The following is a 22,234-nucleotide window of genomic DNA, read 5'->3' as shown; positions in this document are numbered from 1 at the left end:
GGGGTGGCTAAGTTTTTGGGTTCTGGGATACGGGAAGGCAGAAACCAGAAAGCAAGAGCAGAAGGGGTTCAAAGCGCTTTCGGCTTTAGCACTTTGGTTTTTGGCTTCCCACCCAGGCTCAAACCCAAAAAGGAGAATACGTTCATGTTTCAATCTCAACAAACAGGCGCGATCGCGTCTACAGTTCTGCCTGAGCAAGCCTCACATCCCGAAAAAATCCGTATATTGATTTTCGGCAAACCTCAACCCGTGCAACTTACTATCAACCGCCTACACAACCTCGGCTACGCCGAAGCAGGCGAATGGAGCGATCCGCTGCCCACCGGACGCCCCGGTGAGATTATGCGCATTCTCACCAAAACGCTGCTGATGGGCTAAGCAATCAAACAGCAGGCGATCGCGCGATCGCCTGCTGTTCAATCTAGCTCATACCATAATGAACAAATAGACTCCGCCCACGGCCCCGTCTCGCATCCTCAAGGCCATGACACTGCTAACACTTCCCCTAAAAGTTGACTTCAAAGGCATACACCTCAGCATTGAACTGCGATCGCGCACCGACAGCCTCGCCACCCTGCAAGCAAAAATGCAGGAATATATCCAAAGTGGCGTGCGCCTTGGCTGGTTGATTAACCCCCAAGATCAGCAGGTTGAAATTTATCGCCCAGGACAAGAAACAGAACTCAAAACCCTCCCCACTGAACCTTCGGGTGAAACGGTGCTGCCAGGATTTGTTTTAGCGATCGAGCACTTTTGCGGCTGAGTTGGTCGCTTTAGCGCAGCGGCCACCAAGCCACCTTATCGCGCGTTGCTCCGTAGACTTCTTTTAAACCTTCTGGATCAGCCACAACGACTAAATCACCAGAAGCTTCAGCGTCTTTATTCACCTGCAATAGCCCCACTTTTACCATGCCTTTTAGCACCTGCTCCACCGTGCGGTGATTGAGCTGGCAGGCGCGGGCAATTAGATCAACAGGTAGATCAAACACAAATAGCCCATCGGCTTGGGGTTGGTTGCCCAGCGATCGCTCTTGATAAATCAGCGATCGCAGCAAAGCCGCCACTGCCTGCGGCGGATAGGTGCTGCAATTCAGCAGATGGTACTGAAACTTTTCCCGTAGCTCAAATAGCAAACCATAGCGCTGCCGAAAAGACTGGCTAGCCTGGTGCAACGCCTGAATCGCCGCCACAGGCACCTTAATCACATCCGTCGTCTTATACGCCTCCACCAAGCTAGGAAACGCCCGCGCCACCGAGCCACAGTCTACCGTCAGGTTGCGCATACCAAAACAACTGCCCGGATACGTCATGGCAATAATGCGATCGAGCGGTGTACTGCGCACCACCACCGGGCCACCTGCCACCACCACATACAGGTAATCTAGCGACACCTCAGGGCGAAAGGCCGTAAACACAGGCCGATTGGAATAAAGCTTTTCTGCCATCAGAGATTCTGGCTGTAGGTATTGAGACAGCCAGAGGCGATCGCACTCCCTGAATAAAAACGTTTGCAGCAACAACGCAATCAGGTCGGATTTCTCAGAACCTTCGGCCTGCTTTGCCATGTGAGTTCTCTCAAATCCAAACCTTTTAATTTTTACATGAGAAAAGTTGACGCTTCACACAATCCTGATTAATACTGAAATGAATTTCAAATGTTTTGTGATTCAATTCAACATAGAGCCGACATCAAAACTGGCTCCCTAGTTCGACACCGACCAGATTTACAACGGTTCTACCGTAAGGATTGCCTGCATGGAAGTTGGATATTTGCGCTGGCGTCGATTTACGCCCAAATCGCCTAGAGCCTGGTTGCTGCTAGCGCTAGCCGCCTTTGGCCTCAGCCTAGCCAGTGCGCTAATTTGGGCTATGCCAGCAACCTTGACGGCGCTTGGCTGGCAGGCAGGACTGGCGATCGCCGTTGTTCTGGTGACTTTTATTCTCAATGCCGCCACTTCTTTACCAGCCGACATCATCTTTTTAGGCGGCGCAGCCGTTTTATTTCTCAGCGGCACCCTAGACGAAGAAGCAGCGCTAGCTGGCTTTAGCAACAGCGGCATGATTACGGTAGCAGTGCTTTACATTGTCGTCGTGGGCTTGCAGCAAACCGGATCGCTAGCCTGGATTTCGCAACAGGTTTTAGGCTTACCCAAAAGTGAGCGGGCGGCGTTGTGGCGCTTAATGGTTCCGGTGATGGGGCTGAGCGCTTTTCTCAACAACACCCCGGTAGTGGCGATGTTTATTCCGGTCGTGAGCGACTGGTGCCGCAAGCTGCGCATTAGCCCCTCTAAGTTAATGATTCCGCTGAGCTATGCGGCAATTTTTGGCGGCATTTGCACCCTGATTGGCACCAGCACCAACCTGGTGGTCAATGGTCTGCTGATTGCAGCCACCGACACGCCTGGAATGGGACTGCTCGATATTGCCTGGGTCGGGGTGCCCTGCGCGATCGCTGGCACAATCTTTTTGCTGCTAACCCAGCGCTGGCTGCTACCCAATCGCCAGTCGGGGTTTGGCTCCATTGAAGATAGCCGCCAGTACACCGTTGAAATGGTCGTTGCGGAGAACAGTCCGCTAGCAGGCAAAACGGTAGAGCAGGCGGGTTTACGCCATCTGCCCGGACTCTACCTGGCTGAAATTGGGCGGGGAAATCAACTGCTGCCCGCCGTCAGCCCCAAAGAATTGCTGCGCCAGCACGATCAGCTCGTTTTTGTCGGCGTTATTGACTCCATTGTCGATTTGCAACGGCTGCGTGGCTTGCAGCCTGCCACCGATCAGGTCTTTAAGCTAGAGGTACCGCGTACCGAGCGCTGCTTAATTGAAGCCGTGGTGTCTAATACCAGCCCAATTGTGGGCCAAACCATTCGCGAAAGCCAATTTCGCACTCAGTATAATGCTGTTGTTTTAGCCGTAGCCCGTAATGGAGAGCGGCTTCCTGGCAAACTGGGCAACATTCGGTTGCAAGCAGGCGACGTGCTACTGCTAGAGGCACACCCCACCTTTTTAGAACAGCGGCGGGTTTCGCGAGATTTTTATTTAATCAACGGTGTCCCCGATTCTGAACCGTTGCGGCACGAAAAAGCAGCCTTGGCCGTCGGCATTTTAGTTGCCATGGTGCTGCTGGCGGCCTTTGGCTGGCTCAGTATGCTAAAAGCCGCTATTTTAGCGGCGATCGCTATGTTAGTAACAGGCTGCTGCTCACCCACTCAGGCAATTCGCAATATTGAGTGGTCGGTCTTGCTCGTCATCGGCGCGGCTCTGGCAATGGGGCAAGCCTTAGAGGTAACTGGAGCGGCTGGGGCGATCGCCAATAGCTTTATCAGTCTAGCTGGCGACAACGCCTGGATTTCTCTGGTCATGGTTTATGGCATCACCACGATTTTGACAGAAGTCATTACCAACAACGCTGCGGCTGCTCTGGTTTTTCCGATCGCCTTATCGCTGGCTGAAACCTTAGGCGTTAACTTTATGCCGTTTGTCATTGCCATTATGGTGGCGGCTTCGGCTAGCTTTTCAACGCCCATTGGCTACCAAACTAACTTGATGGTCTATGGGCCAGGGGGCTACAAGTTTAATGATTTTCTGCGGGTTGGCACTCCTCTCAACCTGCTGTTCTGGCTGATCACAGTAATCATTACCCCCCTGGTTTACCCTTTCTAAGCGGATCTAACAGCTCCGCATTGGGGGCAATGTCGCTGGTAAAGCGACTGACGGCGATCGCAGGCGGGTTACTCAGCGTCATCCAGTAATTTTGCTGGGTGACGCTCGACGTTGCAGCCGTGCTGGCAAACGTCACCACCGAAATATTGTTCAGACCCACCACTTCGCGCCCCGACTGAAACCAGCGACTGCGCCAAAACAGCAGCCGTTGGCACCAAGCCCAGCGCGATCGCCGTGCCCCCGGATAAAAGTTACGCGCCTCGACAGGCAAATTTTCGTAGCGCTGGCGCGGAATCCACTCTAGGGCGCACGTCCAGTCAGGAGGGGTATGAGTTTCGGAGGTGGGTAGCTCTAGCATATCGGGCGGTGTTGACCAGCCAACCCAGCGACGGATCGGCTCTGGCAAAAGCCAGTCTTTTAGCCGCGTGTGCAACAGGCGGGTGAGCATTTCTTCATTCTTAAAGGCGCTGGTGGTTAGCTGCACCAAAACCGATTGGGTTTGGGCGGTTTGATATGACAAGCGCACCACCGAACTGTAGTGAATATCGCCCGATAGCACCAAAATTTGCCGCCGCTGCCGAAACAGCGTCGTTAAAAGCTGCGCCAGGGCTTCGTCATGAATGTTCCAGGCGTCCCCCACATCAGTCGAAAAAACTTTGCGCCGCTGTAGCTGCCAGTTGTGAATACGATCAATAATCTTTAGCCCAAACACATTCGTCGGGGCAATGACCAGGGTTGCATGGTGATTGTCGTCTGGCAGGGGGCTGGTTTTGAGCGGTTGGGTTAGCTGCTGCTCAAAGGCTGTGGGGCACAGCAGCATCGGCGGTGCAATCGGAGATTTGTCAGCCGGGTAGCCCCGCCAGGTGCGAGTATCTAAAGCAATCACTTCATGGCAAGGCCCTGGCACCGTGTAGTGCCAGGTAATCGCCTCCGGGTGGCGGGCTAAAATCAACACCCCATCTGTTTCGACAAAGGCGGGTAGCCCTGTGTGCAGATCACTCGGCGGCATTCCTAAATATTGGGCGATCGCTTCATCGGCAGCTTGATCGGTGCCTTGCGAGGCCGACCAGTGCTGAGCCGCTTGTAAGAGCCGACCACCAGAGGTAGCGGGTTCAAATCGCGCGGGTGTGTTACCCCAACCTTGAAAAATGGCATAGCCTAACAGGGCATTTTGCACGGTTCGCCGCCCCAAGGGTCGCCCCAGCACACGCAAACACCAAGCCTGGTTTAGGTTCCAGTCGTCGCTCACGTCGTGATCGTCAAAAATGGTGTAGACAGGCACGTTGGCTAAGGCTCGCCGCACACGCCACAGCGTATGAATAAACTGGCGCAGATCTTTGGCTTCCCGATCCCAACTGCGAATCGACTCGCGATCGCGGTACATCTCTTTGCCTTTAGGAAGCTGCTGCGGCCAACAACTGGGCGACCAAGCCAGCACATAGGCCGCATAAAATTCACCCAACCCCAGCAGATGGCTAGTCACTTTTTGCCGCTTGTCGCTCAAGCCAGCGGTAAAGCCACCTTGCCGCGTCGCCACCTCAGCCCGCTGCCCCACTGAAAGCTGAGCCGGGGTGTAGTATTCCACCGGATCGAGCTGGTTGTGGCCGATGGGGAGTTTTTCTTCCCAGCCCAGCAGTGCATCCCCCAAACGCGAAGCCACCCACAACAGCGGGTCTGCCACATCGTCGCCATAGATTTGATCGCCCGTGAGAAAAAGCTGGTGGGGTCGAGCAGTCGGCTGATCAGCCGACTGCTGAATCAGCGTGTCTAAAATGGCAAGGGCATCCATGCCATCACCGTGGGGCTTGCGACAGGAGCCGTGGGCTAGACGCAGATCTTGGAGTTTGGCAGGCGGGAGGGCAAAGGTAGGACGTTGGTGAGCAAAATAGCTGAGATCCGCCACCGGAGTTGGCTTCAGCACTTGCGCTAAGGTTTGCGGCGTTTGACGCTCAGAGGCGACAAAACTCAGGTCATAGGCATAGAGGCGATCGCTTGTTAAGGTTTGCCCCTCCGGCGATCGCGCCGTCACCAGCGCCACATGCAAGTGTTGCCCTAGGGCAAGGGTGGTTCGCTCACCCGTCAAAACCGTTTCGGCTAACACTTGCCCCTGATCAGTGGTGGCGTAAACTTCTAACCTGACCCGATACGCTTGCCGTAGCGCCACCCAAACAGACACTTGCTCAGACGTGGTATGGCGCAACAGCGGGCCAGCCAACAGCAACGGCAGCTCATCAACTCTAATCGTCACAGCAAAACCCTCCTGAGTACGCCTCTGTTAGCGGTATCAAACGTTTGGGGCGATCGCCTCCACCATCCCGCTGGGTCTGAGATCTATCTGAGATCTATCAGGCAGATCTACAGATCTAGTAGAGGCTAAATTCTGTGCCATCACGTTCCAAACAATGTATCTTATCTACCTTTGATCTGACTGCGGCACTCAGATAGATTCGTTCGCAGTGATGATGGCGACTGCCACTGCCACCGTTTAAGGTCTGTAAAGGATGACCAACAATGGGGTAGCAAAGCGAATGGATCGAGTCGATTTCAGCGTGTTTGGGCGATTCTGGGCGATCGCTAAAGCCTACTGGTTCAGCGACGAAAAGTGGAAAGCCAGAGGGCTGTTGCTGCTAGTCGTCGTCTGTTTGCTAGCCTACACGGGGCTGAGCGTTTTGCTCAACAACAAACGGGGCGTGCTGATTTCGGCTCTCTCCGCCCAGAACGAATCACGGTTTTGGCAAACGGTGATTATCTTTATTGTGGTGTTGGTGCTGTATGCGCCGCTGCTAGCAGGCTATGTCTACCTGCGCGATCGCCTGGGTTTGCAATGGCGACGCTGGCTGACCAATCATTTTGTCGATCAGTATTTTGCCAATCGCGCCTTTTATCAGCTCAACCAGAGCAACGCCGAGATTGACAACCCCGACCAGCGGATTGCCGAAGATGTACGCAGCTTTACCCAAGAGTCGCTGACCTTTTTGCTGGTGGTGGTGGATTCGCTGCTAGAGGTGATTGCTTTTAGCGGTGTGCTGTGGGGCATTTCGCGATCGCTGGTAGTTTTTCTCATTCTCTATGCGGTGGTAGGAACGCTCGTGGCGGCGTTTGTTTTTGGTAAGCCCCTGGTGCGACTCAACTTTGAGCAGCTCAAGCGGGAGGCCAACTTTCGCTTTAGCCTGGTGCGGATTCGAGAGAATGCAGAAGCGATCGCCTTTTACCGAGGAGAAGATCAGGAATCTCAGCAGGTGAAAACCCGCTTCATGGCCGCCTTTGACAACTTTAAAAATCTGCTGTTTTGGGAACTCAACCTCAACGCCCTCACCAATGCCTATGAGTTTATTCCCTACGTGCTGCCAGCCATTGTGGTCGCCCCCAGCGTATTTGCAGGGGATTTGGAAGTGGGCAAAGTCACCGAGGCGCAAGGAGCGTTCGTCCGCGTCTTTTTTTCGCTCAATGTGATTGTGGCGCGGTTCCAAGAGCTGACGGCCTTTGGCGCAGGCATTGATCGTCTAGCGACATTTGCCGACTTTCTCAACGGGGTTACCCAGCCAGAAACTGCCGAACAACCCATCATCAAAACCCAGCCTGCCGCCGATCTGGCTTTAATCGATTTGACCTTACAAACCCCCAACTATCAGCGCACCTTGGTCGAAAATCTATCGCTGCAAGTACCCAGCCAGCAAGGGTTGCTGATTGTTGGCCCTAGCGGTTGCGGCAAAAGTTCGCTGTTGCGGGCGATCGCAGGGTTGTGGAATTCGGGTTCCGGGGCGATCGCCCGTCCAGACCTCGATCACATGTTATTTCTGCCGCAAAAGCCCTATATGATTTTGGGCACGTTGCGGGCGCAAATGTGCTATCCCAACGTTCAAGCCGACATCGACGACGAAAAACTGCAGCACATCTTACAGCAAGTCAATCTGCCGGATTTAGCCGAGCGCTTTGGCGGTTTAGCCGCCGAGCAAGACTGGGGCGATGTGCTATCGCTAGGGGAACAGCAACGGCTTACGTTTGCGCGACTGCTGGTTAATCAGCCCGACTATGCCATCTTAGACGAGGCCACCAGCGCCCTAGATCGGGACAACGAAGCCAGCCTTTATCAGCAGCTTAAACAGCTCAAAACGACCTTTATCAGCGTTGGGCATCGCCGCATTCTAGCCACCTACCATCAACACGTCTTGCAGCTTGACGCCGATCATCACTGGCAACTGCGATCGCCCCAGGATCTCCTCGAAGCGGCTACGGAAGCCACCCCAGCCCCATAGGCACCCGGCTAAGAAGGGTTGACCCTAAGCAGCTCAGCTTTTCTAGCAGCAGCGCTTCAGCAGAATCAAAGCAGCAAAACAGCAAAGTTTCATCAGCAAAAGTTTTAATCAGTTGCAACCGTGATTGATCCGAGGGTTGCTTAGCCCATACTTCAGATAAAGCTGTAGTATGAGGGCCATCCTATATCATGAGCGGGATCTTACGCGTGCAACACCTCAAGCTTCTGGGCTGGTTGAGCCTAACCGCTGGTTTGTGGAGCGGGTTATCTCACCTGGCAACCAGTTGGGCAGCAGAGGCGTTGCCAGCGCCTGATGCCTCTTCGCCACAACTGGCGCAGGCGTTGCCGCCGCCGCAAGATTTAGCCCCTAACCCGCAAGAGCCACCGTTTGAAGAACTCACGCCGCTACCGACTTTACCCCCCTTAGAAGAACTCTTAGGCCCCCAGCCCCCCGCCGCCAGCGAAGACAGCCTACCTACGGACACCGCCACCGTTGTGATCAATCGTTTTGAAGTAGCGGGCAGCACTGTCTTTAGCGAGGCCGAGTTGGCAGCCGTTACCGCCCCCTATACAGGTCGCCCGGTTACCTTTGCCGAAATCCTGCAGGCGCGATCGGCTGTAACGCAACTTTATGTTGAAAAGGGTTATGTGACTTCGGGGGCGATTTTTCCGCCCCAACCGCTGCGAGACGGGGTCGCCACCATTCAGGTGATTGAAGGCCGTTTAGAGACCATTGAAGTGAGTGGTACCCGCCGCTTGCAGCCTGCCTATATCAGCAGCCGTTTGGGGGTAGGGGCTTCACCGCCGCTCAACATCAACCGCTTGCTAGAGCAGTTACAGCTTTTGCAGTTAGATCCTTTGATTGAGAATATTTCGGCTGATTTGCAGGCAGGTACTCAGCCAGGAACCAATCTTTTAGTCGTGAGCGTAACCGAGGCCGATAGCTTTGGCGTTACCTATACGCTAGATAACAATCGTTCGCCCAGCGTTGGCAGCGTTCGCCATCAAATTGCCGTCACCGAGGCTAATCTTTTAGGCTTTGGCGATGGGTTGAGTCTGGGCTATAGCACGACAGAGGGCAGCAGCAGTTTAGATTTCAGTTACACTGTGCCGATTAATCCTCGTAACGGCACCCTCCAATTTGCTTTTGGCACCAGTGACAGCGATGTGATTGAAGCGCCCTTTGATATTTTAGAAATTGAGGCCGATTCCAGCTTTTATGAGTTGACGCTGCGACAACCCCTTTGGCGTCAACCGACGCAAGAGTTTGCGGTAGGTTTGACGATTGCTCACCAAGAGAGCCAGACTCGTTTGGGCTTAGGAGATATTGGCCCTTTTCCGCTTTCGCCCGGTGCTGATGCTCAAGGGCGTAGTCGGCTGTCGGCTCTGCGTTTCTTTCAAGAGTGGACGCAGCGCAGTACGGAGCAGGTTATTGCTTTGCGATCGCAGTTTAACGTTGGTCTCGACTTTTTGGATGCTACCGTCAACGCTGGTGAACCCGATAGCCGCTTCTTTTCCTGGCAGGGGCAGGGGCAGTGGGTCAAACTTTTAGCCCCCGATACCTTGCTGCTGCTGCGGGGCAGTGTTCAACTTGCCGATGATCCTTTGTTGACCTTAGAACAGTTTGGCCTGGGTGGGCAAAGTACGGTGCGCGGCTATCGTCAAGACCAGCTTTTGACCGACAGCGGCGCGATCGCCTCGGCAGAATTGCGCTTGCCTCTTTTTCGCGATCGCCCTAACAACGGATTGCTGCAAATAACCCCCTTTTTTGATCTGGGGCATGGCTGGAATAATGACAGTATTGATCCCGATCCCAACACGCTAGCCAGCATTGGGATTGGGCTACTCTATCAGCAAAACGATCTAACCGCTCGTCTAGATTGGGGGATGCCGCTGATTTCGATTGAAGATCGCGGCAATTCGCTTCAGGAAAACGGCTTTTATTTCTCGTTTAGCTATTCCTTCTTTTAGGGCTGAGGCACAACATTATGGTCAAACAGACAGGGCTGCGCTACGGATTGCTGAGTCTTTTGACCTGTTTGGCCTGTAGTTTGCTAACGCCTGCGATCGCGCAAAACGTGCCCAATCTGCCTGATTTTACCCCTACTCTGATCGCCCAGTCAGCCTCAGCCGCCATTGGGGAACAGCAAGCCCAAAGCTTTTACCAAAATCAACAGTATCATCAGGCGATCGCACCGTTACAGCAAGCTCAGCAGCAATACCAACAACAGGGCGATTATCTCAACGCGGCGGTTGCCCTGAGTAATCTCTCTTTGACCTACCAGGCGCTGGGCAACTGGGGGGCAGCGACAGTGGCTATTGAGCAGGCCACAGACTTATTAGATCTCTCAGAGGCGTTGCCGACGGCTAGACCCCTTGGCCTTATTGCCCAGGTTTGGGATGTGCAAGGCCAGCTACAGTTCAACCGAGGTGACCTTAACGCCGCCTTAGCAACCTGGCAGCGAACGGCTGAGATGTATCGCACCCTTGGCAACATAGAGCGGCTGACCCTGAGCTATCTCAATCAAGCACAAGTGCTTCAGGCGCTGGGGTTGTATCGTCGTGGCCTCGCCCTTTTGACTGATCTACAGGCACAACTGGCTACTCAGCCAAATTCCGTCACCAAAATCATCGCCCTCAGGTCATTAGGCGATGCCCTATGGAAAACAGGCAACTTTGAAGCTGCCACCGCGATTTTGCAAGAAAGTCAAACGCTAGCCGAGCAAATCCAGCAGCTTGATCTCGTCGCTGCTGCCAACTTGAGTTTGGGTAACCTCGTTCGCAGTCGCCCAACTGCTGCTGACCACTCCGCCGCAATAGAGCAGGCGCTTAGTTACTACCAGCAAGCAGCAACCGCTAGCGATCGCACCCTGCGGCTACAGGCTTGGCTAAATCAGCTTAGTCTCTTGAGCGATCCGCAGGTGCAGCAGTGGCAAAGGGCGCAAAGCCTTTATCCCCAAATTCAAAACGAGATCAACCAACTAGAACCAGGACGCGCAGCCATTTTCGCCCAGATCAATTTAGCTCAAAGTTTAGTGGCTCTGAAGCAGGGCAGCGCTGCGACTCAGCCGAGTTGGACAACCATTGGCCAAATTCTAGCCCATGCTCAGCAACAGGCCACTGCGCTAGCAGATAGGCGGGCACAATCATTGGTTTTGGGGCATTTAGGCCATCTGTACGAACTCAACCAGCAGTGGGCGATCGCAGAAGATTTGACTCAACAAGCGCTAGAGCACGCCCAGTTAATTGGTGCCAGCGACATTAGCTACCGCTGGCAGTGGCAACTCGGTCGTCTTTATCAACGCAAAATGATGCTAGCGATCGCCGCCGCCAACGAAGCCGCCGCCAACGAAGCGCTACAGACAGCCACCCAAACCTACACGGCAGCTTTTGAAACCGTGAAGAATTTACGCAGCGATCTGCTAACCGCTAACCCAGATCTGCGATTTTCCTTTCGAGAAAGTGTCGAGCCAGTCTATCGCCAACTGGTAGATTTGCTACTCACACCGCCGCCTGCGCTCACCGCTCCCCCTAGAGAAATTAGTCAGGCCAATCTGCAACAAGCCCGTAATGTCATGGAAGCCTTGCAAGTGGCAGAACTGGAAAACTTTTTTCGAGCCGCTTGTTTAGAAAGCAGGCTCAATATCGATCAGGTTGTTAGTAATGAAGATCCAACGGCAGCGGTTTTTTATCCCATTGTTTTGCCCGATCGCCTAGAAGTCATTCTCAAACTGCCCCAAGCAGATCGGCTGATCCATTACACAACCCCCATTCACCAAGTCGAAGTTGAGCGAGAACTCCAACAGTTTCGAGCAAACCTAGAACGCCTACCTGCGATCGCTGCCGCCCGTCGCAGCGGTCAGCAAATCTATGACTGGCTGATTCGTCCAGCAGCCGATCAGCTTGCCGCCGCCGAGATTAAAACGCTCATTTTTGTCTTAGAAGGCGCTTTTAGAAATATCCCCTTATCTGCTCTTTATGACGGCAGACAGTACCTCGTCGAAAACTATGCCACTGACTTGATTCTGGGTCTTGAAGTTCGTGATCCAGAAGCCTTATCTTCGCCGCAAAAGTTGCGGGTGCTAGCCGCTAGCTTAACCAATCCCCCCGCCAATATTGGAAATTATGCTCCCTTAGCCAATGTAGACAAAGAATTAGACGAAATCCAAGCCGCCGCCGTACCCGCTACCTTTATTCGCGACGAAGCCTTTACCATCGACAGGTTCAACCGCGTCCTTAATCAAGCTGACTATGATATTGTTCACCTTGCCACCCACGGCCAGTTTGGCGCTGACCCAGAAAATACCTTCATTCTGGCAGCCGATGGCAAAATTACAATTACCGAGCTTGATCAGCTTTTTCGCGGCGAACAACAGACCAGCGATCGCCCCATTCAACTACTCATCTTGAGCGCTTGTCGTACTGCCTCAGGTGACGATCGCGCCGTCTTAGGCATCGCTGGAACCACCGTTCGGGCTGGGGCTCGCAGCGCGATCGCTTCTTTATGGAGCCTAGACGATGAATCCAGCGTTCTTTTTGCCACCGCTCTTTACCAAAACTTAGGTCAGTCTGGCGTTAGCCGCGCCGAAGCTTTGCAACGTGCCCAGATCGAGCTTTTGCGAGCCTACCGTTTTCCTCGCTTTTGGGCACCCTACGTGCTGGTGGGCAGTTGGCTTTAAGGGCGACCAGTCATTGCTGTCGTCGCCAGGATTCGATAGCGTAAGGAAGCTTTATCACTTGGAAAAGGTGGGAAATGCCGACAGTAGTTGTGGCCACGGGCAATCCTGGCAAGCTGAAGGAAATGCAAGCCTATTTACAGGATCTAGACTGGACGCTAGAGCTAAAGCCCTCGGCGATCGAAGTGGAAGAAACGGGTCAAACTTTTTTAGAAAATGCTCGGCTTAAAGCGTCTCAGGTGGCGATCGCCACGCAGCAGTGGGCGATCGCAGATGATTCTGGATTGGCAGTAGACGCCCTCAACGGTGAACCGGGGTTGTACTCCGCTCGATATGGCAAAACTGATCGCGATCGCATTGAACGCCTGTTGCGAACGCTAGGAAACCATCCCAACCGCCAAGCTCAATTTATCTGTGCCATCGCCTTAGCTCAGCCAGACGGGCACATCGTTTTAGAAACCGAAGGCATCTGCCCCGGCACTATTTTGACTTCTCCTCAGGGCAGCGGCGGGTTTGGCTACGATCCCATCTTTTATGTACCCACTTTAGGCAAAACCTTTGCCGAAATGATGCCTGCCCAAAAAGAGCAGATCAGTCACCGAGGGGTCGCTTTTGAACAAATAATGCCTCAACTGCGATCGCTGCGGCTCACCTAAAAGCAAAAGCGCAAAAATTAAAGCGGCTCTCAATTGAGAACCGCTTTAGATACCCCCAGGGGAATTCGAATCCCCGTCGCCTCCGTGAAAGGGAGGTGTCCTAGGCCTCTAGACGATGGGGGCACAACCTTTCAACGTTTTCCAATATACCGAACTGCGATACAGGTGTCAATTTGCAAAATGAATTTTTGAGGCTTTTTAGCGGCGATCGCAAAAGGGGGATAATTGGCTGAATGCTAGAAAGGCAACTAGCGATCGCTCTAAGCCGAGTAAGCCGAATTACGCAGGCGGATTAGCTGGCGGCGCAGGCGAGGAGAAGCCTCTAGCTCGGCCAGCTCTTGCACATCCACATGAGTATGGATCGTTTCCAGGTAATCATCACTGCCATAAGCAAAGGCATCGACCAGCATTTGAATTAGCTGCTCACGATCGCGAGTTGGTAGGTTTTCCTCAATCAGCCGGAATTTGAGGTGCACCTCACATTCGTATACGCCAGGAGTGTTATTGGGGGTTTGGTTAAGCGATCTATTCATTCTTCAAGAACCAATGAGCTATTACCGAGTCCTAAGGTGGAAAGGTGCAGATTTTATCAACTACAGTTTCCAGTTTGAAAGCAGAAATTGATGACTCAGAAACCTGAGGCTTAGGCATATTTAAAAACTAACATTGCTTTGAGAGACAAGGATCAGCTAAATAGCTGAAACAACATTCAAAAAAGTTTTTGTTTTCAAGCATATTGATAGCCAAAAACGCGTATTAGGCAGGCAATAAATACTACCCGTACTCGCAGAATGATAATCTGATAAAGCTGTAAAAGCCTACTGAATACTAGGCTTTGCATCGTCCACCCGTCTCAATCAAACCGCAAAATATGGCTTAAAATCCATGCCTTTGATCTTTATTCAACAAGTTTCAAGCTATCTATACATTCGTTTCATCAAGGCTTTATATTCACATTCAATTACAACTTGACAAAACTGCTCACCCTCGTTTTTCAGATAAAAGCCCTTCAGTATGTTTGCCGAGAAATTAATTGTTCAACTGCGCTCAAAACTTTAATGTACTGATCATTACAAGGCAATCCAACCATCAGATAGGAGCTTGTCAAAAGCAGTAACCCCGCTCATGCTAGCCATTGCTTGGAACAGCTAATGGTTGCAGAAATGCAGGGAGCGCCGCTGGGGGCAAGGCGGTTTGTAGCAAATATGACATAAGTGGCCGTAACCCGCTGTTGCCGCAGTATCAGCCCGTTTTTATCGGTGCCAGCGATCGCCACACAGCCAGCAAGCTAAAACGGAGGTGAAAGGCTCAGGCGATCGCCGCCATCCCCCAGCAAATGTGCTAAGACTGTTGCATAGCCCTAGGTGCCTCTTTGGGGCTTGATCCGGTTGACTAGACTATCGTAGAAGAGTTTGTCAGCGGTCTTTGAGAGAACATCAGAGTTAGAAAGGGATAAATAGAGTCATGGGTTTATTCGATCGCGTCAGCCGAGTTGTTCGATCCAATCTGAATGCTGCCGTCAGTGCGGCTGAAGATCCTGAAAAGATTCTGGATCAAGCCATCATTGACATGCAGGAAGATCTGGTGCAGATGCGCCAAGCCGTTGCCAGTGCGATCGCCAGCCAAAAGCGGGTTCAGCAACAGCACGATCGCTCCCAAGCCGAAGCGAATACCTGGCAGCAGCGGGCTCAGCTAGCCTTGCAGAAAGGAGACGAAAGTCTAGCCCGTGAAGCCCTCGTCCGCAAAAAAGCTCAGGCAGAAACAGCGACGACGCTTAAAGCCCAGCTTGAGCAGCAAAATACAACCGTTGACACGCTTAAGAAAAATTTAATTGCGCTAGAGAGCAAAATCTCAGAAGCCAAAACGAAGAAAGACATGCTCAAGGCAAGAGCCAGCGCCGCCAAAGCCAACGAGCAACTACAAAATACGATGGGACGGATGGGCACCAGCAGCGCGATGGGTGCCTTCGATCGAATGGAAGAAAAAATCTTGCAGCTAGAGGCTCGCTCCCAAGCAGCGGCTGAGCTAGCAGGGGCAGACCTAGAAAGCCAGTTTGCTGCCCTTGAAGCAGGCAACGATGTTGATGATGAACTGGCCGCGATGAAAGCTCAGGTTTTGGGAGGAGCCGCCCCCGATCAAGCGGCTCTGCCTGCATCTGAAGCGCCGACTGCGGCTCCCCAAGACGAAGCTGTAGACGCTGAGCTAGAAGCTTTGAAGTCCCAGCTTGACCAGCTCTAGGACACGGCAGGATGCATTAGCCATCAATTTGTGGCGGTTAAAGCTGAGTAAGACAGGCAGGGTTCTTGCCGTTGCCTTTTTACTCAGCTTTAGTCATTTGAGGTTAGAGGCATAGACTCTGCCTGCCCGCTTGATCCTACAACTGTAGCCACCAAGGTTAAGATACTCAAATTGCGCAAAGCCGCTGACAGAGCGGTTTTCCTTCTGTCCTCTGTCTTTAGCTTTCGGCCTTTGGCTATAGAACTTGAGCCTGGGAAAAGCCCGCCTCTAGTTTGCTCAGACAGCAAGGATGTGGTTTTGTCTGGTTCAGACTCGATATAAGCTGGAAATAAAGACCGTTCTGAAGTTATTGTCAAAGCGAGCAACATGAGCAGCCAACCAACCATTATTAACGATAGCGAGTTTGAATCAGAAGTTTTGCAACCAGAAACCCCAGTGCTGGTTTATTTTTGGGCGACTTGGTGTGGCCCTTGCCGCTTGATGTCTCCGATTATGAGCGAGCTTGCCACTGAGTATGGCGATCGCCTCAAAGTCGTTAAGATGGAAGTAGACCCCAACCCCAATGCAGTCGCCGCTTACAAAGTAGAGGGGGTACCCGCTCTGCGATTGTTTAAGGCTGGAGAAATGTTAGCTGCTAGCGAAGGGGCCATTAGCAAGTCCCAAATTTATCAACTGCTGGAAGCCCATCTCTCTTTGCCTGCCTAAACGCCAGCCCCACAGTTTTTATGCAGATTGCTCAGCGTCTCAAACCACTTCAGACTAATGTTTTTGCCGATATGGATCAGGCAAAGGCGGAAGCGATCGCCCAGGGACAAACCATTATTGATTTGTCTTTAGGATCGTCCGACTTGCCTGCGCCTCCTCATGTTTTAGAGGCGATCGCCCAAGCCCTTCAAGATCCCAGCACCCATGGGTATTCCTTGTTTCACAGCACTCGCCCCTTTCGGCAGGCAGCGGCTGATTGGTACACCCGCAAATTTGGCATTGCAGTGGATCCAGAAACAGAAGTCTTGGCGCTGATTGGTTCGCAAGAAGGCACTGCTCACTTACCGCTGGCAATCCTGAATCCAGGTGATTTTGCGCTGCTAATGGATCCGGGCTATCCTTCTCATGCGGGTGGCGTTTATTTAGCCAACGGTCAGATTTATCCCATGCCGCTCAGGGCTGAAAATGGGTTCTTACCCGTCTTCGCTGAAATTCCAGAACCCGTTTTGGCTCAGGCGCGAATGATGGTCTTGAGCTATCCCCACAATCCCACAACGGCGGTTGCCTCGGTAGCGTTTTTTCAGCAGGCAGTGGATTTCTGCCGACAGCACAATTTAGTGCTGGTTCATGACTTTCCCTATACAGATATGACGTTTGACCGCGAACATGCTCCTTCGGTCTTGCAGGCCGATCCGCAAAAAGAAGTTTCGGTCGAACTGTTTAGCCTCTCTAAGTCTTACAACATGGGGGGGTTTCGCGTTGCCTATGCCATCGGCAACCCTCAGGTTATTCGCGCTTTGCGCCAGGTCAAAGCCTGTATTGACTTCAACCAATATCGGGGGATTTTGAGTGGCGCGATCGCAGCGCTCTCAGGCTCTCAAGCGTCTGTGCGACAGGCAGTGGCTACTTTTGAGCAACGGCGCGATCGCTTTGTGCAAGCCCTAAACCGCATTGGCTGGCCAGTGCCTACCCCAACCGCAACGATGTACATCTGGGCTAAACTACCTGAGCCTTGGGCTGAAGATTCAATCGGCTTTTGTACACAGCTTGTTAAAGCCACGGGCGTAGCCGTTTCGCCAGGTGTTGGATTTGGTAAATCAGGAGAAGGGTATGTTCGCTTTGCCCTAGTTCATCCACCTGAAGTTTTAGAAACTGCTGTCCAGCGCATGGCTGAGTTTTTGGCCGCTTAGGCTCAAACAGAGCGCTGGCGGCGCTAAAGCACCGCCAGCACAACATAAAATCAATTGCCTCATAGGTAGCCGACAGCAGGATTGGCAGACTGCAAGGAGTGCTTATCCGTTTGCCTTGCAGACTAGCTACTCTTGCTGATTCTGTTCGCCAATAAAGCTTTCGACCGTTTGGCTAAGCTGCTGAATGGACTCGCCAATACGCGTAATGCGGGCTTCAATCTGGGAAGAGAGCAACACAACGGTTTGAAGCTGGTTGAGAATCTCACCAATTTCTTCTCGATAGCGGACTTCGAAATCTTGAATATTCATAAACGTGACAGATTAACAGGAACACAAGGAACACGTAACCCATAGGGTACAGCTTTAATTTATCTGTCCAACACAGCCAAGTGGCGGGCCTTCTCAAAGAATTCGCCAAAAACACGCAAATCTTTTAAGTATATAACGATACTTTTAAGTTACTTAAGCTACTGATAATTGGCAGAAAACTTGTTGAGTACGGTAACTTCTCCTTTTTCTGTCTAGACTTAAACTGCCGTCAACCGCCTTTTATAGCTATCGTAGTTATGCCGAGCATAGGTTCAATCAGGCTGTGGAGACAGGTTCGCAACCCCTAACCCTTATCAAGGACACCGATCGCTTAGAAGCCCGTCTGAAAGAAATACCCAAAGAACCAGGCGTCTATTTTATGAAAGACGCCAACGACCAAATTCTCTACATCGGTAAGTCTAAATATTTGAAAGCCCGCGTTCGCTCTTATTTTCGCGATCGCCAGGGGCATACGCCTCGCATTGCCATGATGGTGATGCAGGTGGCGGAGATTGAGTTTATTGTCACGGATACTGAAGCCGAAGCATTAGCCTTAGAGGCCAATTTAATCAAGCAGCACCAGCCTCACTTCAATGTGCTGCTCAAAGATGACAAAAAATATCCCTACCTCTGCATTACCTGGTCAGAAGACTATCCCCGTATTTTTATTACTCGCAAACGGCGCAAAAACAACTCTCAAGACCGCTACTATGGGCCTTACGTTGATACTGGGTTGCTGCGACGAACGCTGCATCTAGTCAAACGCATTTTTCCATTACGGCAACGGCCTCAGCCTTTGTTTAAGGATCGGCCTTGCCTCAATTACGATATTGGTCGCTGTCCGGGTGTTTGCCAACGGCTCATTTCCTCTGAGGACTATCACAAAACCGTACAGCGAATTGCCATGATTTTTCAGGGGCGAACGCAAGAGCTAGAAAGCATCTTGACGCAGCAAATGGAAAAAGCGGCTGAGCGGCTCAATTTCGAGCAAGCAGCTCACCTGCGCGATCAGCTACAAGGTTTGCAGTCGCTTACCGCTAATCAAAAAACAGCGCTGTCTGATGATACGGTGTCTCGCGACGCGATCGCCTTGGCTAGCGATGACCAACATGCCTGTATTCAACTGTTTCAAATTCGGGCTGGTCGGCTCGTGGGACGACTGGGCTTCAACGCAGATGCGCAATCGGGTACTCCTGGAGCCATTTTGCAGCGGGTGCTAGAAGAACATTATCAGACGGTGGAACCAATCGAAATTCCGGCTGAAATTGCTGTGCAGCACGAATTGCCCGAAGCCGAAATCTTGGCTGAGTATCTCAGCCAGCGCAAGGGGCGTAAGGTGGCAATTTCTACTCCGCAGCGGCAAATCAAAGCTGAGCTAATTGAAATGGTCGAACGCAATGCTCAGTATGAGCTGGCTCGTACGCAGCGGTTTGCCGATCGCACGGCTCAGTCTTTACTCGATTTAGCTGATATTCTAGATTTGCCAGAAATGCCTCGGCGAATTGAAGGCTACGATATTTCTCATATTCAAGGGTCAGATGCCGTTGCTTCGCAGGTGGTGTTTGTAGACGGGTTACCAGCAAAACAGCATTATCGCCATTACAAAATCAAAAACCCTGAGGTCAGGGCTGGCCACTCCGATGATTTCGCCAGCATGGCCGAGGTGATCCGGCGACGCTTTCGGCGGTATGCCGCAGATCCGGCGAAAGAACGGGTGGGCAATTTAGACTGGCCTGATTTGATTATGATTGATGGCGGTAAGGGGCAGCTTTCGGCAGTGGTCAATGAGCTAAAAGCCATGAACTTGCTGCAAGATTTGCGCGTTGTCAGTTTAGCCAAGCAGCGAGAAGAGATTTTTCTACCCGGCGAGTCGTTACCGCTTTCAACAGAGGCTGAACAGCCAGGGATACAGCTCTTACGACGCCTGCGAGATGAAGCCCACCGATTTGCTATTAGTTTTCATCGCAAAAAGCGTAGCGATCGCATGCGGCGATCGCGTTTGAGTGAAATTCCTGGATTAGGCCATCACCGCCAAAAACAGCTATTAGCGACCTTTCGCTCAATTGATTACATCCGCGAAGCTTCAGCAGAGCAGCTAACTGCGGTTCCTGGCATTGGGCCAAGTCTGGCTCAGCAAATTTATGATTACTTTCATCCAGCCGAGTTGAGCTAGATCCCCCTCAAATTCAAAGTCGAAAACATGTCGTTTTTGACATACCCTCAATTCTTCTCCCAATGCGGACGAGGAACTTTAACCAAATCGATAGCTGTAGCCACAGGCGCTGAAGCACCTTAACGGCGAAAGTCTTTGACAGAAAACCTTTTCTGCTGCCTGCTGCCCTCAGCCGTTGGCCTTTGGCTATAATTCTCCTTCCCGCCCCTTCAAGACAAAGAAACGAGGGAATGAGGGCGGTTGAAGCCTAACAAACATGACATGATTGCCCTCTCATCCGTTTCTAGTGTGCAACAAAAACTTTTACGCAGTAAATAAGCTAAACAGCTTGCGGCGCGATCGCTAGTGGATTAACGTCATTCGAAGCCTCACAAAGATGCATCAGTCAACAGGCTGATTTTTATAGCTTTTCTTAATAAGTTCTGGTCAATTAAGTTATTTAAACTACAGTAATTAAATTGACCTCGCGGCAGATTTCCGCCTTTGTAAAACTATATAAACTCCGCTACTTGATAGGGCAATCTTTGTGTGGAATCCGCAACGATCTGCCTAAATTTAAGACATTTTTAAGATCTACCTAAAGGCAGAGATAGAAGTTTTAAGTCAGCCCTAAACGCCCAAAATACAAGCATTTCAATTCAGGGGATCGCCTTCATAAAGGGCGATCCCCGCTTTTTTTCTAACTCAAATAGGATTGCCATTCCTATGAAAAGTTGACATAATGAAGAACATAATTAAGGCTTATTGCCTAAGTTGAAGTTTCTTTAATCAATACAGAAATGCTGTATTTATCTAAAGCAGCCTAAGCCAACTTTTGCAATTTGAAATCACCTATCTCCGTAAAAACACTGCATTAGGAGTTCCAAGATGAAAACGATTGAAAGCATTGAAAGTATCGAAAGTGTTGAAAGTATCTATTGCCCAAACTGTGGTAGTTCAGCAGAACGGCATTATTTATCAAGCGATCGCTTAGTCAGAACTCAGTGCCCCCACTGCGATTATTTAATGATTACTTGTTCCAGCACAGGTCGCGTTATTGAAGCTTACGCGCCTGGTTTGTTTGCTTAATAAAACAAGTCACAAAGTCTAAGTCAGCCAGCATGCATGACTTTATCGCCCCCCTTAGTGACATTAATCTGCAAAAGATAGCTAAAGCTCCGGTGATTACCGGAGCTTGTACAGGTGGCTTTAGCGTCTTAGCGTCGTCTAATTAGTACCCTACTGTTCAGCAGACACCGAAGCCCGCAGTTGCCCGCAGGCTGCTTCTTTTTCCAAACCACGCGAGTAGCGAACGCTAACAGCAATATGGCGATCGCGCAGATTTTGGGTAAACGTTTCTACCTGTTGGCGAGTCGGACGCTGATAATCCACCTCAGCAATCGGATTGTAGGGAATTAAGTTGACGTGACTTTGAAAACCCCGCAGGAGGCGGGCTAGTTCTTCTGCATGAACAGGCTGATCGTTAAGACCCGCTAGCAAAATGTACTCAAAAGTGACCCGTCGTCCGGTTTGCGTCACATAGTCTCGGCATTCGTCCAGTAAAGCTGCCAGTGGATAGTGATTGGCGCTAGGAATTAATTGCTGCCGTAGAGCTTGGTTTGAAGCGTGAAGGCTCACAGCCAGCGTAATTTTCAGGTCGCGGTTAGCTAAGCGGCGAATCTGCCCTGGAATACCGACCGTTGAGAGCGTAATCGATCGCTGACCAATGCCAATATCCCGGTTGATTGACTCAATAGCAGCCACTACATTGTCAGCATTGAGCAAGGGTTCTCCCATGCCCATAAATACAATATTGCTGACCCGTTGCTGAAAATCTTCTTGTACCGTCAATACCTGATCGACAATTTCGTTAACAGCTAGATTGCGCAGAAATCCGCCTTTGCCTGTCGCACAAAAATCACAGGCCATCGGACAGCCCACTTGCGATGAGACGCAAACCGTCAACCGTTTATCTGTCGGAATGCCAACCGCTTCAATGATTTGCTGATCGGCTAGCTTAAGCAAAAATTTAACCGTTCCATCCGGTGCTTGAGTCCGGTGATAAATCTCGGAGCGGCCAATTGGCATGGCCGCGACCGCTTGCCGAAATGCTTTGGGAAAAACGGTAATTTCACTCAGCGATCGCGCCCCTTGTTGATAAATCCACTGGTGCAGTTGCTTCCCTCGATAGCTCGGTTGTCCCTGTGCCTCAACCCAGGCAGTCAGTTGCTCAGGTGCCAAGCCGAGCAAAGGAGTAGGAAGAGACAAAGCCAATGCAGGGGAAGGAACGCTAGACATGAAAAGAAACTGCCAAAAAGATCTCAGCCTTCCATGGTAGATCGTTTACGCAGTCATGTGAGATTGCTGCCGAAAACTCACCCCGGCATTGCTGG

General features: G+C 51.6%; 16 protein-coding genes, 1 tRNA gene and 1 pseudogene. 12 read left to right on the top strand and 6 right to left on the bottom strand.

What is annotated here, in order from left to right; all coding sequences use genetic code 11:
- Nucleotides 1-144: 144 nt before the first annotated feature.
- Nucleotides 145-378, top strand: a complete 234-nt coding sequence (locus tag ACTS3T_RS12285) for a hypothetical protein (protein WP_377965968.1) — start codon at nt 145-147, stop codon at nt 376-378.
- 160 nt (nt 379-538) lie between these two features.
- Nucleotides 539-763: pseudogene (locus ACTS3T_RS12280) on the top strand (Uma2 family endonuclease); the annotation flags it as partial.
- 10 nt (nt 764-773) lie between these two features.
- On the opposite strand, the gene ACTS3T_RS12275 reads toward ACTS3T_RS12280, so the two are convergent.
- A complete protein-coding gene (locus ACTS3T_RS12275; RefSeq protein WP_377965966.1) occupies nt 774-1,565 on the bottom strand; it encodes a cyclic nucleotide-binding domain-containing protein in 792 nt (263 codons plus the stop codon).
- A gap of 190 nt (nt 1,566-1,755) precedes the next feature.
- On the opposite strand from ACTS3T_RS12275, the gene ACTS3T_RS12270 reads away from it, so the two are divergent.
- On the top strand, nt 1,756-3,660 hold the full coding sequence (locus tag ACTS3T_RS12270; RefSeq protein WP_377965964.1) for an SLC13 family permease: 1,905 nt from the start codon (nt 1,756-1,758) through the stop codon (nt 3,658-3,660).
- Here the strand turns inward: ACTS3T_RS12270 and ACTS3T_RS12265 are convergent.
- On the bottom strand, nt 3,635-5,908 hold the full coding sequence (locus tag ACTS3T_RS12265) for an alkaline phosphatase D family protein (protein ID WP_377965962.1): 2,274 nt from the start codon (nt 5,906-5,908) through the stop codon (nt 3,635-3,637). The two genes, ACTS3T_RS12270 and ACTS3T_RS12265, sit on opposite strands and share 26 nt — an antisense overlap.
- 280 nt (nt 5,909-6,188) lie before the next feature.
- Here ACTS3T_RS12265 and ACTS3T_RS12260 point away from each other — a divergent pair, with 280 nt between their 5' ends.
- From ACTS3T_RS12260 to rdgB, 4 genes are all read left to right on the top strand, one after another.
- Entirely contained in the window at nt 6,189-7,916 is a 1,728-nt protein-coding gene (locus ACTS3T_RS12260; protein ID WP_377965960.1) for an ABC transporter ATP-binding protein/permease, read from the top strand.
- 188 nt (nt 7,917-8,104) lie between these two features.
- On the top strand, nt 8,105-9,886 hold the full coding sequence (locus ACTS3T_RS12255; protein ID WP_462935024.1) for a ShlB/FhaC/HecB family hemolysin secretion/activation protein: 1,782 nt from the start codon (nt 8,105-8,107) through the stop codon (nt 9,884-9,886).
- A 17-nt stretch (nt 9,887-9,903) separates the two neighbouring features.
- Entirely contained in the window at nt 9,904-12,594 is a 2,691-nt protein-coding gene (locus ACTS3T_RS12250; protein ID WP_377965956.1) for a CHAT domain-containing protein, read from the top strand.
- Between the two features lie 74 nt (nt 12,595-12,668).
- Nucleotides 12,669-13,247 (top strand): RdgB/HAM1 family non-canonical purine NTP pyrophosphatase, encoded by a 579-nt coding sequence (gene rdgB / locus ACTS3T_RS12245; RefSeq protein WP_377965954.1) that lies wholly within the window; start codon nt 12,669-12,671, stop codon nt 13,245-13,247.
- A gap of 50 nt (nt 13,248-13,297) precedes the next feature.
- Here the strand turns inward: rdgB and ACTS3T_RS12240 are convergent.
- Nucleotides 13,298-13,370 (bottom strand) — tRNA-Glu (locus ACTS3T_RS12240).
- A gap of 137 nt (nt 13,371-13,507) precedes the next feature.
- Nucleotides 13,508-13,780 carry an Npun_R1517 family heterocyst differentiation transcriptional regulator gene (locus ACTS3T_RS12235; protein ID WP_377965952.1) on the bottom strand — a complete coding sequence of 91 codons (273 nt, stop codon included), beginning with the start codon at nt 13,778-13,780 and terminating at the stop codon, nt 13,508-13,510.
- A gap of 931 nt (nt 13,781-14,711) precedes the next feature.
- Here ACTS3T_RS12235 and ACTS3T_RS12230 point away from each other — a divergent pair.
- From ACTS3T_RS12230 to ACTS3T_RS12220, 3 genes are all read left to right on the top strand, one after another.
- Nucleotides 14,712-15,485 (top strand): PspA/IM30 family protein, encoded by a 774-nt coding sequence (locus ACTS3T_RS12230; RefSeq protein WP_377965950.1) that lies wholly within the window; start codon nt 14,712-14,714, stop codon nt 15,483-15,485.
- Nucleotides 15,486-15,851: 366 nt separating this feature from the next.
- Complete coding sequence (trxA, locus tag ACTS3T_RS12225) at nt 15,852-16,190, top strand: thioredoxin (RefSeq protein ID WP_377965948.1); 339 nt, start codon at nt 15,852-15,854, stop codon at nt 16,188-16,190.
- A gap of 20 nt (nt 16,191-16,210) precedes the next feature.
- A complete protein-coding gene (locus ACTS3T_RS12220; protein ID WP_377965946.1) occupies nt 16,211-17,380 on the top strand; it encodes an LL-diaminopimelate aminotransferase in 1,170 nt (389 codons plus the stop codon).
- 126 nt (nt 17,381-17,506) lie between these two features.
- On the opposite strand, the gene ACTS3T_RS12215 is transcribed toward ACTS3T_RS12220, so the two are convergent.
- Nucleotides 17,507-17,689: a hypothetical protein gene (locus ACTS3T_RS12215; RefSeq protein ID WP_377965944.1), complete on the bottom strand. Its 183-nt coding sequence runs from the start codon at nt 17,687-17,689 to the stop codon at nt 17,507-17,509.
- A gap of 283 nt (nt 17,690-17,972) precedes the next feature.
- Between ACTS3T_RS12215 and uvrC the strand changes: the two genes are divergently transcribed.
- Together uvrC and ACTS3T_RS12205 are read left to right on the top strand one after the other, a co-directional pair.
- Nucleotides 17,973-19,862 (top strand): excinuclease ABC subunit UvrC, encoded by a 1,890-nt coding sequence (uvrC, locus tag ACTS3T_RS12210; RefSeq protein ID WP_377965942.1) that lies wholly within the window; start codon nt 17,973-17,975, stop codon nt 19,860-19,862.
- A gap of 867 nt (nt 19,863-20,729) precedes the next feature.
- Nucleotides 20,730-20,930, top strand: a complete 201-nt coding sequence (locus ACTS3T_RS12205) for a zinc ribbon domain-containing protein (protein ID WP_377965940.1) — start codon at nt 20,730-20,732, stop codon at nt 20,928-20,930.
- Between the two features lie 150 nt (nt 20,931-21,080).
- Here ACTS3T_RS12205 and rlmN read toward each other — a convergent pair whose 3' ends face one another.
- A complete protein-coding gene (rlmN, locus tag ACTS3T_RS12200) occupies nt 21,081-22,139 on the bottom strand; it encodes a dual-specificity RNA methyltransferase RlmN (protein WP_377965938.1) in 1,059 nt (352 codons plus the stop codon).
- Nucleotides 22,140-22,234: the final 95 nt, after the last annotated feature.

This window comes from Almyronema sp., assembly GCF_052168255.1.
GTDB classification, from domain to species: Bacteria; Cyanobacteriota; Cyanobacteriia; order Phormidesmidales; family Phormidesmidaceae; genus Sphaerothrix; species Sphaerothrix epifaneia.
Note: the sequence above shows the minus strand (reverse complement) of the source record. Positions and strands in the feature narration are given on the sequence as shown.

Excerpts from the sequence above, each read along its gene's own strand:
- ACTS3T_RS12285 (WP_377965968.1), top strand. The coding sequence starts at position 145 with ATGTTTCAATCTCAACAAACAGGCGCGATCGCGTCTACAGTTCTGCCT.
- ACTS3T_RS12275 (WP_377965966.1), bottom strand. The coding sequence starts at position 1,565 with ATGGCAAAGCAGGCCGAAGGTTCTGAGAAATCCGACCTGATTGCGTTG.
- ACTS3T_RS12270 (WP_377965964.1), top strand. The coding sequence starts at position 1,756 with ATGGAAGTTGGATATTTGCGCTGGCGTCGATTTACGCCCAAATCGCCT.
- ACTS3T_RS12260 (WP_377965960.1), top strand. The coding sequence starts at position 6,189 with ATGGATCGAGTCGATTTCAGCGTGTTTGGGCGATTCTGGGCGATCGCT.
- ACTS3T_RS12255 (WP_462935024.1), top strand. The coding sequence starts at position 8,105 with ATGAGCGGGATCTTACGCGTGCAACACCTCAAGCTTCTGGGCTGGTTG.
- ACTS3T_RS12250 (WP_377965956.1), top strand. The coding sequence starts at position 9,904 with ATGGTCAAACAGACAGGGCTGCGCTACGGATTGCTGAGTCTTTTGACC.
- rdgB (WP_377965954.1), top strand. The coding sequence starts at position 12,669 with ATGCCGACAGTAGTTGTGGCCACGGGCAATCCTGGCAAGCTGAAGGAA.
- ACTS3T_RS12235 (WP_377965952.1), bottom strand. The coding sequence starts at position 13,780 with ATGAATAGATCGCTTAACCAAACCCCCAATAACACTCCTGGCGTATAC.
- ACTS3T_RS12230 (WP_377965950.1), top strand. The coding sequence starts at position 14,712 with ATGGGTTTATTCGATCGCGTCAGCCGAGTTGTTCGATCCAATCTGAAT.
- trxA (WP_377965948.1), top strand. The coding sequence starts at position 15,852 with ATGAGCAGCCAACCAACCATTATTAACGATAGCGAGTTTGAATCAGAA.
- ACTS3T_RS12220 (WP_377965946.1), top strand. The coding sequence starts at position 16,211 with ATGCAGATTGCTCAGCGTCTCAAACCACTTCAGACTAATGTTTTTGCC.
- ACTS3T_RS12215 (WP_377965944.1), bottom strand. The coding sequence starts at position 17,689 with ATGAATATTCAAGATTTCGAAGTCCGCTATCGAGAAGAAATTGGTGAG.
- ACTS3T_RS12205 (WP_377965940.1), top strand. The coding sequence starts at position 20,730 with ATGAAAACGATTGAAAGCATTGAAAGTATCGAAAGTGTTGAAAGTATC.
- rlmN (WP_377965938.1), bottom strand. The coding sequence starts at position 22,139 with ATGTCTAGCGTTCCTTCCCCTGCATTGGCTTTGTCTCTTCCTACTCCT.